The organism is Nonomuraea sp. NPDC049684 (assembly GCF_044465345.1).
GTDB lineage: Bacteria > Actinomycetota > Actinomycetes > Streptosporangiales > Streptosporangiaceae > Nonomuraea.
The window spans coordinates 31,955-44,086 of sequence record NZ_JBITLO010000001.1; the positions used below are offsets into that span (position 1 = coordinate 31,955).

The 12,132-nt window shown below is 75.5% G+C and carries 13 protein-coding genes; 4 read left to right on the forward strand and 9 right to left on the reverse strand.

What is annotated here, in order from left to right; translation table 11 throughout:
* The first annotated feature begins 40 nt into the window (after positions 1–40).
* Positions 41–904 carry a D-alanyl-D-alanine carboxypeptidase family protein gene (locus ACIBST_RS00150; protein WP_397167714.1) on the forward strand — a complete coding sequence of 288 codons (864 nt, stop codon included), beginning with the start codon at positions 41–43 and terminating at the stop codon, positions 902–904.
* Between the two features lie 16 nt (positions 905–920).
* Here ACIBST_RS00150 and ACIBST_RS00155 read toward each other — a convergent pair whose 3' ends face one another.
* From ACIBST_RS00155 to ACIBST_RS00165, 3 genes are all read right to left on the reverse strand, one after another.
* A complete protein-coding gene (locus ACIBST_RS00155; RefSeq protein ID WP_397167716.1) occupies positions 921–1,196 on the reverse strand; it encodes a hypothetical protein in 276 nt (91 codons plus the stop codon).
* Positions 1,197–1,299: 103 nt separating this feature from the next.
* The gene (locus ACIBST_RS00160; RefSeq protein WP_397167718.1) at positions 1,300–2,712 is read right to left on the reverse strand and encodes an MFS transporter; all 1,413 of its coding nucleotides are present in this window, start codon (positions 2,710–2,712) and stop codon (positions 1,300–1,302) included.
* 32 nt (positions 2,713–2,744) lie between these two features.
* Positions 2,745–3,134 (reverse strand): RidA family protein, encoded by a 390-nt coding sequence (locus tag ACIBST_RS00165; RefSeq protein ID WP_397167720.1) that lies wholly within the window; start codon positions 3,132–3,134, stop codon positions 2,745–2,747.
* Between the two features lie 68 nt (positions 3,135–3,202).
* Here ACIBST_RS00165 and ACIBST_RS00170 point away from each other — a divergent pair, with 68 nt between their 5' ends.
* Positions 3,203–3,805: a CGNR zinc finger domain-containing protein gene (locus ACIBST_RS00170; protein WP_397167722.1), complete on the forward strand. Its 603-nt coding sequence runs from the start codon at positions 3,203–3,205 to the stop codon at positions 3,803–3,805.
* Between the two features lie 18 nt (positions 3,806–3,823).
* On the opposite strand, the gene ACIBST_RS00175 is transcribed toward ACIBST_RS00170, so the two are convergent.
* Positions 3,824–4,432, reverse strand: a complete 609-nt coding sequence (locus tag ACIBST_RS00175; RefSeq protein ID WP_397167724.1) for a TetR/AcrR family transcriptional regulator — start codon at positions 4,430–4,432, stop codon at positions 3,824–3,826.
* Between the two features lie 73 nt (positions 4,433–4,505).
* Here ACIBST_RS00175 and ACIBST_RS00180 point away from each other — a divergent pair, with 73 nt between their 5' ends.
* Positions 4,506–5,693 (forward strand): cytochrome P450, encoded by a 1,188-nt coding sequence (locus tag ACIBST_RS00180; RefSeq protein WP_397167726.1) that lies wholly within the window; start codon positions 4,506–4,508, stop codon positions 5,691–5,693.
* A gap of 73 nt (positions 5,694–5,766) precedes the next feature.
* The gene (locus ACIBST_RS00185; RefSeq protein ID WP_397167727.1) at positions 5,767–6,204 is read left to right on the forward strand and encodes a VOC family protein; all 438 of its coding nucleotides are present in this window, start codon (positions 5,767–5,769) and stop codon (positions 6,202–6,204) included.
* Positions 6,205–6,221: 17 nt separating this feature from the next.
* On the opposite strand, the gene ACIBST_RS00190 is transcribed toward ACIBST_RS00185, so the two are convergent.
* The 5 genes from ACIBST_RS00190 to ACIBST_RS00210 form a co-directional block, all read right to left on the reverse strand.
* Positions 6,222–7,445, reverse strand: coding sequence for a beta-ketoacyl-[acyl-carrier-protein] synthase family protein (locus ACIBST_RS00190; RefSeq protein WP_397167729.1), 1,224 nt, complete (start codon positions 7,443–7,445; stop codon positions 6,222–6,224).
* Complete coding sequence (locus ACIBST_RS00195; RefSeq protein WP_358008853.1) at positions 7,445–7,696, reverse strand: acyl carrier protein; 252 nt, start codon at positions 7,694–7,696, stop codon at positions 7,445–7,447. The genes ACIBST_RS00190 and ACIBST_RS00195 overlap by 1 nt, the downstream gene beginning before the upstream one ends.
* 91 nt (positions 7,697–7,787) lie before the next feature.
* Positions 7,788–8,645, reverse strand: a complete 858-nt coding sequence (locus ACIBST_RS00200) for a lysophospholipid acyltransferase family protein (RefSeq protein ID WP_397167730.1) — start codon at positions 8,643–8,645, stop codon at positions 7,788–7,790.
* Positions 8,642–10,882, reverse strand: a complete 2,241-nt coding sequence (locus tag ACIBST_RS00205; protein ID WP_397167732.1) for an MMPL family transporter — start codon at positions 10,880–10,882, stop codon at positions 8,642–8,644. The genes ACIBST_RS00200 and ACIBST_RS00205 overlap by 4 nt, the downstream gene beginning before the upstream one ends.
* Positions 10,883–11,050: 168 nt before the next feature.
* The gene (locus tag ACIBST_RS00210) at positions 11,051–11,872 is read right to left on the reverse strand and encodes a lysophospholipid acyltransferase family protein (RefSeq protein ID WP_397167734.1); all 822 of its coding nucleotides are present in this window, start codon (positions 11,870–11,872) and stop codon (positions 11,051–11,053) included.
* Positions 11,873–12,132: the final 260 nt, after the last annotated feature.

Genomic DNA, 12,132 nt, shown 5'->3' on the forward strand with positions numbered 1-12,132 from the left:
CACGGCCGTACGGACACGCCGGTCGCGCAACCTGGCCGGTATGCGACGTTCCTTGATGTTTGTGCTGGTGGCGGGTGTTCTGTCGGGCTGTGCCGGGGCTCCCCCGGTCACCGGGGACGCGTCCCTGCCGTGGCCGCGGGAGGGGCAGGCGGCGGTCGAGGTGACCGGTGTGGGCAGCCTGGGCGTCAGCGGCGACCCGCGGCCGGTGCCGATCGCCTCCGTGACGAAGGTGATGACCGCCTACGTGATCCTGCGCCGCCACCCGCTCCGGCCCGGCGACGACGGCCCGCCGATCACCGTGGACCGCACGGCGGCCGAGGAGTCGTTGTCGCGGCTGGAGTCGACCGTCCCGCTCGTCCAGGGCCGGACGGTGCGGCTGCGGCGGCTGCTGGAGCTGATGATGGTGCCCTCGGGCAACAACGTGGCCCGGCTCCTGGCCCGCTGGGACGCCGGCTCCCAGGAGCGGTTCGTGGCCCGGATGAACGCCGCCGCCCGGCGCCTGGGCATGGCGGACAGCACGTACACGGGGGCCAGCGGCAACGAGGACACCACCGTCAGCACCGCCGCCGACCAGCTCAGGCTGGCCAGGGCGGCGATGGGCGACCCGGTGCTGCGGGCGGTGGTGGCGCAGACCGACACGTCCGTCCCGGGGGACGCCCGGCGGCTGCACAACACCAACACGCTGCTGAACAGGCACGGCGTCATCGGCATCAAGACCGGCTCGGGCACGGCCGCGGGCGGCAGCCTGATGTGGGCCTCGCGCGTACGGGGGCATCTGGTGCTCGGCGTCATCCTCGGCCAGGCCGCGCACACCGACCCGGCCGCCGCCAAGGCGGCGGCGCTGGAGGCGGGCGGGCGGATGAGCGCGGCGGTCGAGCGGTGGCTGCTCGACCGGTCGGGATGAGCCGAGCGAGCGGGGATCAGCAGTTCAGGCCGCTGACGATGCCCAGCTGGGGTGTCGGGTTGACGACCGCGCAGCCGTAGGTGCCCGACGGGATGGTGATCGACCCGGCTCCCGAACCCTCCCCCGTGCAGCCGGACCCCAGGATGTGGTAGCCCACGACGCTGCCCAGGTAGGTGCGGGAGCCGCCGGCGCAGACCCACGAGCCCATCGCGTGCGCGGACGACGCGGGCAGAGCCGCCCCGGCGAGGGCGATGGCCGAGATGACGGCGAGCCGTCGCACCAGCGTGATCATGAGGTTCCCTTTCCTCCGGAGGGACGGGGGCACCTCTTCCCTGCCCCGCCACCCGCCGCGCGCCACCCGGGGGCGTATGTCCACAACCGGACGCGATCCCCCGTCAGCGACGCTCGTCCGGGACCTTGGGCAGAGCGAGCACGGCCACCGCCCCGGCGGTCACGACGCCGGCGCAGGCCCAGAACGCCAGGGCGTACCCGGAGTCTGGCGCGCCGGCGGGGGCCGCGGCCAGGGCGGTCAGCGCGGCCAGCCCGAGGGAGCCCCCGACCTGGCGGGCGGAGTTGAGGACGCCGGAGACCAGGCCCGCCTCGCCGGGGGCGGCGCCGGCCGTGGCGGTCAGCGCGATCGGGGCCGAGGTGAGCCCCAGTCCGCCGGTGACGAGCACGCCCGGCAGCACGATCCCGACGAGCAGGCCGCTCTCCGGCGTGACGGCGGCCTGCCAGGCGAACCCCGCCGCCGAGACCAGCGCGCCCGCGGCCAGCAGCGGACGCAGCCCCACCCGGCCGGCCAGCCACGGCGTGGCCTTGGCGGCGACGACGACGGCGAGGGTGTGCGGCAGGAACGCCAGGCCCGCCTGGAGCGCGCTGTAGCGCAGCACCTGCTGCATGTGGAGCGACAGGAAGTACCAGAGCGCGAAGCCCGCGGCCCCCAGCAGGAACTGCACCAGGAGCGCGCCGGACACCGAGCGGGCCCGGAAGATCCGCAACGGCATCAGCGGCGCCCGCGCGAACCGGGCCTGCACCAGGACGAACGCGGCCAGCGCCAGCACGCCCACGCCCATCGGGACCAGCGCGCGCGCCGAACCCCAGCCGTACGCGGGGGTCTGCAGCATGCCCAGCTCCAGCGCCGACAGCCCGGCCGTCACCGTGATCGCGCCGGTCAGGTCGAGCCGGCGGGCGCCGGCGTCGCGGCTCTCGGCGAGCAGGCGCAGCGCGGCGACGACCGCGACCACCCCGATCGGCGCGTTGATCAGCAGGATCCAGCGCCAGGACAGGTGCTCGGTGAGCAGCCCGCCGACGAGCGATCCCGCCGCCCCGCCGGCCGCCCCGACCGCGCCCCAGGTCGCGACGGCCCTGGCCCGCGCCGGCCCGGCGGGGATCGTGGTGGTGAGGATGGTCAGCGTGGCCGGGGCGACCACGGCCGCGCCGAGCCCCTGGCACGCCCGCGCGGCGATCAGCAGCTCCGGCGTGGTGGCGAGCCCGCCCGCCAGGCCGGCGGCCGCGAACACGGCCAGGCCCGCGACGAAGGTGCGCCTGCGGCCGTAGAGGTCGGCCGCCCGGCCGCCCAGCAGCAGGAATCCGGCGAAGGTGAGGAGGTAGCCGTTGACCACCCATTGCAGCCCCTCGGCGCCCATGCGCAGGTCGGATTCCATGGCGGGCAGCGCGACGTTCACGATCGACACGTCGAGGACCATCATGAACTGCGCCAGGCAGACCAGGGCGACGACCGGCCAGTGGGGGCCGGGCGGCCGGGCGGCGCTCCGCCCGGCCGGTGGCGCGTCCGCGGTGTTCGTCATGATCGGAGATCTCGCCGACGGTCCCTGGGGCGTCACACGACGGCGACGGCGTCGACCTCGACCAGGCATCCCGGGTTGAGGCCGGCCACGACGTGCACCGTGATGGCCGGCGGCGGGTCGGTCCGGTTCCACACCTCCTGGAAGGCGGCCACTCCCTCGTCGAACGTGTGGCCGTCCAGCACGGCGATGCGCCAGTGGACGACGTTCGCCAGGGTCGCGCCCTCGCTCTCCAGGATCGTCATGAGGTTGCGGAACACCTGCCTGGCCTGCTCCCCCACCGTGGGGCCGACGACCTTGCCGTCGGGGCCGACGCCGTTCTGGCCGCCGATGTAGATGGTCTTGGCCGGCTGCTCGACCACGACGGCCTGGCTGAAGGCCGGGCTGCGGTGAAGCCCTTCGGGGTTGATGTGCCGTACGCCCATGTTCTTCTCTCCTCGCGTTCTGAAACCAGTTAAAGAGGTTTCGTTGCGACACCAGTTATAGTGGTGTCATGCGAGTGAACGCAACCGGACGGGTGCTGCACGATCCCAAGGGCGGGTCGTTCCGCTTCGACGCCGGCGCCCTCTGCCTCGACTTCGCCCACACCGGCGGCGAGGGCCAGTACGCGATCTTCGAGACCCTCCACGAGCCCGCCGACCTGGCCGAATGGCTGGCCGAGCCACCGCTGACGGCGGTCATGACGGCCCCCGTGACCGTCGGCGAGCTCGCCGACGCCAAGGCCCTGCGCCAGGCGATCTGGGACGCGGCCCACGCCCAGGCGGCGCGCCGCCCCCTGCCCGCCGAGGCGATCACGGTGATCAACCGGGCCGCGTCGGCCGCGCCCCTGGTCCCCGAGCTCGCCGCCGACGGCGTCACCGCCGGATGGGCTCCGCCGGTGCGGGCCCCTCAGGTGCTGTCGACCCTGGCGCGGGAGATGATCGACCTGCTGTCCGGGCCGCTGGCCGAACGCATCCGCGAGTGCGCGAGCGACAACTGCCCGCTGGTGTTCGTCGACACCTCGCGCCCCGGCGCCCGCCGCTGGTGCGCGATGGAACGCTGCGGCAACCGCCACAAACTCCGCGCCCTGCGCGCCCGCCAGGCCCTGGAGCCGTGACGGGCGGCCCCGCGCGCACTAGGCCCGGTCGAGGCTCGACAGGCCGTCGACCGCGATCTCGATCCCGCGCCGCCCGGCGGCCAGGACGTCGTCCTCGGAGCCGCCCTGCTCCTGGGCGACCATCCCGGCCACGGCCAGCGCGCCCATGAAGCTGCCGACCGCCGCCCCCGCCGACACCGGGTCGAGCCCCGGGTAGACCTCGCACAGCGCCCTGGCCAGCCGGGGCTGGGTCTCCATCATGAGCGTCAGGCCGCGGGCGCGCAGCGCGGGCTCGGCGACCATCAGCCGCGCCCGCAGCGGCGACAGCGCGAAGCCGAGCTCGTCGTCCTCGGCCAGGCTGCGCACCATGGCCTCGAACATCCGGCTCAGCAGCTCCCCCAGCGGCTCCCCCGGCCGCCGCCCGGCGATCACCTCCAGCATCACCCGCTCGCGGTCGCCGGCCTGGAGGAAGAGCACGTCCTCCTTGCTCGCGAAGTACGCGAAGAAGGTGCGGGGCGCGACGTCGGCCGCCGCGGCGATGTCGGCGACGGTGGTCTGCTCGTACCCCCGCTCGGCGAACAGCCGGACGGCGGCCTCCAGCAGCGCGCGTCGGGTGCGGGCCTTCTTGCGTTCGCGATGACCTTCCACGGCGCCACCCTACTGCATGCCCTGCTTTTATGCATAGGTTGCAAATTCGCAGCCTCTGCGGTTTTCTGAGGGCATGGACATCCTTCAGAGCCTGCCGCTCGACCGCGAGGACCCGTTCGAGCCGCCCGCCGAGCTCGCCCGGCTGCACGGCCCGCTGCACCGCATGATCTACGCCGACGGCCGCCCCGGCTGGCTGGTCACCGGCCACGCCGAGGCCCGCGCGGTGCTCGACGACCCGCGCTTCAGCAACACCTCCCAGGGCGCCGCGCCGCCGATCAAGGAGCTGGCGCCGCCCGAGGGCCTGGCCGACCTGGTGATCCCGCCGGGCTTCTTCATCGCCATGGACGACCCCGAGCACGCCCGCTACCGGCGGCTGCTCACCGGCCGCTTCAGCATGCGCAGGATGCGGCTCCTGGAGCCCAGGATCCAGGAGATCGTCGACGGCCGGCTCGACGAGATGGCCGCAGGCGGCGCGCCCGCCGACCTGGTCGGCGCGTTCGCGCTGCCGATCCCGTCGCTGGTGATCTGCGAGCTGCTCGGCGTGCCGTACGACGAGCGCGCGCGCTTCCAGGACACCACCGCCCGCGCGGTCGACCTGGACAACTCCCCCGAGCAGCGCGGCGCGGCGGGCGCCGAGCTGATGGGCTACCTGTCCGAGCTGGTCACCCGCAAGCGGGCCGAGCCCACGCAGGACCTGCTCGGCGAGCTCGTCTCCGGCGGCGAGCTGAACCACGAGGAGCTGACCGGGGTGGCCACCCTGCTGCTGACCGCCGGTCACGAGACCACCGCGAACATGCTGGCCCTCGGCGCGTTCCTGCTGCTGAGCCGTCCGGACCAGGCGAAGCTGGTGCGCACCGACCCCGGCGTCGCGGCGACCGCCGTCGAGGAGCTGATGCGCTACCTCAGCATCGTGCACCTCGGCCCGATCCGGGTCGCGCGGGCCGACGTGCCGCTCGCCGGGCAGACGATCAGGGCCGGGGAGACCGTGACGCTCTCCCTGCCGGCCGTCAACCGCGACCCGGCCCGCTTCCCCGACCCCGACCGCTTCGACGTCACCCGCGAGGCCGGGCCGCAGCTCGGCTTCGGCCACGGCATCCACCAGTGCCTGGGCCAGCAGCTCGCCCGCCTGGAGATGCGGCTGGCCTTCCCCGCGCTGCTGCGCCGCTTCCCCGGGCTGCGGCTCGCCGTGCCCGCCGAGGAGGTGCCGCTGCGCCCGCGCGCCACGATCTACGGCCTGGCGTCCCTGCCGGTCACCTGGTGAAGCCGGCGCGTTTGACGTGCCCTCCCGCCGTGCAGAGAGCATGACGGACGAAGGACGATCACGGGAGGCGCGCATGGCCGGTACGGACGGCGGGATCAGGCTGTGTCAGGTGGTGCTCGACTGCACCGACGCCAGGGCGCTGGCGGAGTTCTACCGGTCCCTGCTGGACCTGGTCTACCGGCCCGGCGACGAGCCCCCGCAGCCCGGGGCCGACGACGAGCGCGGCCGCGACTGGCTCGTGCTGCGATCCGGGGACGGCACGCCGCAGCTCGCCTTCCAGCAGGTCGAGACGCTGCCGGCGGCGACCTGGCCGGAGCCGGGGGTGCCCCAGCAGCTCCACCTCGACCTGACCGTGCCCTCGGTCGAGAGCCTGCTGGAGCAGCACGAACGCGTTCTGCGCCTGGGCGGCCGGCTGCTGCTGGACCGGATCGACGACGACGAGGAGCCCCTGCGGGTCTACGCCGACCCGGCCGGGCACCCGTTCTGCGTGTTCGTCTCCCAGCGGGGCTGACCCTCCGGCGGGAGCGGTCAGCGGGCCGGCGAGAAGACCAGCGTGGCGTTGTGGCCGCCGAAGCCGAACGAGTTCGACATCACCGGCCCCCTCGCGATCGGGCGCGGCACGGCCGCCGCGTCGATGTCGCAGCGCGGGTCGAGCCGGTCCAGGTTGGCGGTCGGCGGCGCGGTGCACTCGGCCATCGCCAGCACGCACGCCACGGCCTCGATCGCCCCGGACGCGCCGAGCGCGTGCCCGGTCACCCCCTTGGTCGAGCTCACCGGCACGGCGGCGGGCCCGAAGACGCGGCCGATCGCCTGCGCCTCGGCCAGGTCGTTCAGCTCGGTCCCGGTGCCGTGGGCGTTGACGTGCACGATGTCCTCGGGGGCCAGGCCCGCGTCGGCGAGCGCGGCGTCCATGCACCGCCGGGCGCCCTCGCCGCCGGGCGCGGGAGCCGTCAGGTCGTGGGCGTCGCTGGTACGGCCGTAGCCCGACACCTCGGCGTGGACGCGCGCCCCGCGCCGCACGGCGTCGTCGAGGCGTTCCAGGACGACGAACGCGGCACCCTCGGCCAGCACGAACCCGTCGCGGTCGGCCTCGAAGGGGCGGCAGGCGGCCCCGGGGTCGTCGTTGCGGACCGACAGGGCGCGGCACCGGCTGAAGCCGTGCAGCATGCCGGGGGTGACGTTGGCGTCCCCGGCCCCGGCCACCACCAGGTCGGCCGAGCCGTCGCGGATCAGCCGGACGCCCTCGCCGATGGCGTGCGCGCCGGAGGCGCAGGCGGTGACCACGGACATGCTCGGCCCGCGGATCTCGTACCGCATGGCGACGGCGGCGGCGCCGGCGTTGGGCATGATCTTCGGGATGAAGATCGGCGACAGCCGCAGCGCGCCCGGACCGGGCGTGTCGAGCAGCGCCGACTCGTAGGTCTCGGTGCCGCAGAACGAGCTGCCCGCCACCACGGCCCGCCGCTCGGGCGGCACCCGCGGATGACCGGCGTCGGCCAGCGCGTCGCCCGCCGCGCACACCGCCAGCAGCGACGCCCGGTCCAGCCGCCGGGCCTGCCGCTCGGTCAGGTACGCCGAGACGTCCAGCTCCGGCACCTGGCAGGCGAAGCGCACCGCGAGCGCGGAGGTGTCGAAGGACGTGATGGCCCGTGCCGTCGAGCGTCCGGCGAGCAGCGCGTTCCACAGCTCCTTGGGGCCGGAGCCGGCGGGCGTGCGCAGGCCGAGCCCGGTCACCGCGACCCGGGGTCGCATCAGCCGCCCACCGCCGTCAGGTGGCGGCGGATGACGGCGGCCATGTCGGCGACGGTCCGCACCCGCTGGAGCCGGTCGTCGGCGAAGGTGCCCCATTCGTCCTCGACCACGGCGTAGAGCTCGGCGAAGTCCAGGCTGTCGGCGTCCAGTTCCTCGCGCAGGTCGGTGTGCGGGCCGATCTGGGCCGGGCTGACGCCCAGGACCCGCGCGCAGTGGCCGCGGAGCACGTCTGTTATCTGGTCGTCGGTCATGGTGCCGTCCGTTCTCTCGGCGGATGGGGGGGCGTGTCCGAGTGTGCTCCAGGAGTGCGGGCGGGTCCGGGTATGACACATCAAATGTCCATCAAGCCGGGCCCAGAGCGTCCCTGACCAGCGACTCGGTCAGCGCGGCCAGCGCCGCCCGGTCCGCGCGCGGGCGTCCGGTGGGCTCGGGGCGTACGGGGGGCAGGAACGTCACCTCGGCCACCAGGTTCCGGGTCGCGACCGCGCGCAGCAGCGAGACCGGCAGGGAGTCCGCGCCGATCCAGGCGGCGCGGGTGGAGGGCGCGCCGCCTTCGCGGTAGCGCAGCGCCACCGGCCGGACGGTCGCGCCCGCCTCGACGGCGGCCTGGAACAGGGCCGGGTGGAAGGCTCCCATGGCCTGCCCGCACCAGGTGGTGCCCTCGGGGTAGGCCAGCACGGCGTCCCCGTCGCGCAGCGCGCCGGCGACGGCGCTGATCGCGGCGGGCAGCCCGGCCGGCCGGTCCTTGTCGATGAACAGCGTGCGGTGGGCCGCGGCCAGCGACCGGACCAGCGGCCACCGTCCGACGTCCCGCTTGGCGAGCTGGCGGGCCGGCGTGAGGGCCGCCATGATCAGCGGGTCGGCCCAGGAGATGTGGTTGCTCACCAGCAGGGTGCCGTGGCCGTCCAGGGCGGGGACGCCGCCGGGGACCCGCACGGTGATGCCGAGCGCGCGCACGATCAGGCCCATGGCGCGGCGGCCCAGGCGGCCGCGCAGGGCGCCGGGGCGGCGGGCGGGCATCGCCGACAGCGTCAGGGCGGCTGCCAGGGCCAGGGCGCAGCCCAGGAGGCGGGCGGCCCGGCGCACCGGCCCGGCGGCGGCGACCGGCGGCCGGACGCACGCGTCCGGCGTGCACGGCGACAGCCCCGGCCCGGACGGCGGCCGCTCGTGGCGGTGGTCCTGATCGCGGACGGTCGTCACGACGTGCTCGCGGGTGTGCCCGCCGGCGCCGCGGGATCCGTCCCGTCCGGGCCGCCCGGACCGCCCGCGGCCGCGCCGACGGGGACGCGCGGCGGGTCGCCGGGAGAGCCGCCGCGCGCCCGTCTGCCGCGCAGCAGCCGGGGCGTCCACCAGTTGACGGGCCCGGCCAGGCGCATCACGGCGGGCACGAGCAGCGTGCGGATCAGCGTGCAGTCGACCAGGACGGCCACCGCGATGCCCACGCCGATCATCTTGAGCACGGCCAGGCCGGAGGTGGCCACGGCGGCCATGACGACGGCGAAGATGACGGCGGCCGAGGTGAACAGCCGCCCGGTGTGCTGCAGCCCGGTGGCGACCGCGGTGGCGGTGTCGCCGCGGTCGCGGTACTCCTCGGTGATCCGGGACAGCAGGAAGATCTCGTAGTCCATGGACAGGCCGAAGGCGACGCAGAAGATCAGCGTGGGCATGAGGGCGTCGATGCTGCCGGTGGCGGTGAAGTCGCCGACCAGCCCGCGCAGGTGGCCGTCCTGGAAGACGTGGACCAGGGCGCCGAAGGTGGCGGTGAGGCTGAGCACGTTCATCACCAGGGCCTTGACGGCCAGCACGACGCTGCGGGTCAGCAGCGTCACCATGGCCAGGGTGGCCAGCGCGATCAGCGCCAGGGCCGCGGGCAGCGTGCCGCCGATGCTCTGCCTGAGGTCGTCGAGCTCGGCGCCCGGCCCGGCGAACAGCGCCTGGCCGGGGGCCGGGATCGCGCGCAGGCGCCGGACGAGCTCGCTGTTGGCCACCGAGTACGGCTCGTGCGCGGTGGTGACGAGCAGCCAGGTGCCCGCCTCGCCGGTGAACCGGCGGCCCGCCCCGGGGACGGTGGCCGTCCGGCTGTAGGAGCCGCCGGCGGTGTCCACCCGGAGCACGCCGTCGGTGGCGGCCAGGCGCCTGGCGTAGCCGTCCAGCGGGCCGGCGGAGCTCTGCCCGGCCATCCGCAGGTCCGGCAGCACGATCATGGTGCCGCCGACCACCTGCTGCCCGCCGAACTCCGCGCGCAGCGCCTGCGCCGCGCGGGCGGCGGGCGCGTCGGGCGGCAGGATGCGGTCGTCCAGGGTGCCGAAGCGGGCGCCCAGGAACGGCGCGCCCATGGCCAGCAGCAGCGCGGTGGTGGGCACGGCCACCGCCAGCGGGCGGCGCATGACGGCGACCGCCAGGCGGTACCAGGGCCCGTCCTCGACCGGCGGCGCGGAGCGGCGCGCGGCGTTCCACGGGCCGGGCACGGGCAGCCGGTTGACCCGGTCGCCGAGCAGGGTGAGCACGGCCGGGAGCACCACGAGGCTGGCCGCGGCCGCCGTCAGGCTGATCGTCATCCCGCCGACGGCCAGCGAGCGCAGGATGGTGAACGGGAACAGCAGCAGCGCCGACATCGACAGCGCCACGGTGGCCGCCGAGCAGGCCATGGCCCGCCCGGTGGTGCGCATGGTGACGGCGACGGCCTGGGCGGCGTCCTGGCCCTGGGCGAGCTGCTCGCGGAAGCGGGTGACGATGAACAGGCTGAAGTCGACGGCCAGCGCGAAGCCGAGCGCGCTGGAGATGCTCAGCGCGAACACCGAGATCTCCATGACCTCGGTGAGCAGGCGCAGCACGGCCATGGTGGCGATCACCGCCAGCGCGCCGATCAGCACCGGCAGCAGGGCGGCGACCAGGCTGCCGAACACCACGCACAGGATGGCCAGGGTCAGCGGCGCGGCGATCAGCTCGGCGGTGCGCAGGTCGGTCTCGCTGCGGTCCTGCGCCTCGACGCGCACCTGGGCCTCGCCCGTGGCGGTCAGCGACAGGGGGCCGTAGCTGCCGTGCAGGGAGTCCATGATCCGGCGGGCGGCGGCGTTGCGGGCGGCGTTGTCGCCACTCAGGTGGGCCAGGACGACCGCCGCGCGCCCGTCGCCGCTGCGCAGCCTGGGCTCGTGGCCGCGCCAGTACGACGTGACCCGCCACACGCCCGGGTCGGCCGAGACGCGTTCGGTGAGCCGCGTCCCGGCGGCGTCGATCTCGGGGTCGTCGACCGGGCGTGCGGCGCGGGCGATCAGGACCAGGTCGGCGTTGCCCGCGTGGAAGGCGTCCTGGAGGATGTCGTCCGCGCGCAGGGACTGCGATCCGAGCGGCACGATGTCGCCCAGCACGAGCCGGTCGTGCACGTCCAGGCCGGCCACGAGCGAGACGGCGAACGTGATGGCCGCGCCCCAGAGCACGACCCGTCGCGGCCACCTCCGCCCACGGCCGGACGGCGGCGAATTGCCCCACATCGGTGAATCCTTACGTCGAGTAACGGTCGGTCGAGGCCGCCGCGCGCGCTCCCCCGCGGCGCGGGCCTGTGTGTTCGGGCCTGTGTTTACGGCCTGTGTTTTCGGCCTGTGCGGTCAGTCGAGGCCCGCGCGTACGCGTTCCTCGGCGGCGCGGGCCAGGGCGGCCCGTCCGCGCGGCCCGCGGCCGGGGGCGGGCGGCGGCAGGAGCGGGGTGAGCCGCACCTCGGCCCGCAGCAGCCGCGTCCCGGCCACCCGGACGACGGACCCGGCCACCGAGTCCTCCCCCACCCAGCTCCCCCGGCTCGACGGGCTCGGACCCTCGTAGTAGCGCAGGACGGCCGGGCACACCGCCGCCCCCGCGTCGATCGCCGCCTGGAAGAGCGCGGGCCGGAACGTGCCGACCTCGCGCCCGCAGGACGTCGTACCCTCCGGGAAGACGGCGACCGCCTCCCCGGCCAGCAGGGCGTCGCGGATCAGGCCCACCGCGGCGGGCAGCGTGGACAGGCGTTCCCTGTCGATGAACACCGCCCCGCAGGCCGCGCCGAGCGTCCCGATGAGCGGCCACCGGCGCACCTCCCGCTTGGCCAGCAGGCGGCAGGGCAGCGCGGCCAGCATGACCAGCGGGTCGAGCAGCGAGACGTGGTTGGCCACGACGAGCACCCCGGCCGCCTCCCCCGCGAGGTCGGCCGGACCGGCGACCTCGACCCGGACGCCGAGCGCGCGCAGCAGCAGCCGGGCCGCCGCCTGCGCGGTCCTGGCCCGCCAGCGCCTCGGCGCGGCTCCCATGACGAGGAAGGCGGGCAGCGCGGCCAGCAGCACCAGCAGGGCGGCGCACAACCGGGCCGCGCGGCGCGTCCGTCCGGCGGCGACGGCCTCCTCCGGCAGGCACGCGCGCACCGAGCACGGCGCCCGCGCCAGCCACGGGTTGATCTCCACGCGCCGGCCGGGGCGTGCGACATGCCGCCACGTCGCCCGCCCCCGCCCCACCCCGGCAGGCGCCCCTACGGACGACCCTGCGGGCGGCACGGCGGGTGACACGGCCGGTGACACGGCCGGTGACACGGCGAACGGCACCACGGGCGGCGTGGCGGACGGCACAGCGGACGGCACGGCGGTCGGCGCTGCGGGTGGAGTCGGATGGGACACGCGGGACTCCCAGACGGTGATCGGCGGGCCGGCCCGAGCGGCGCTAACGG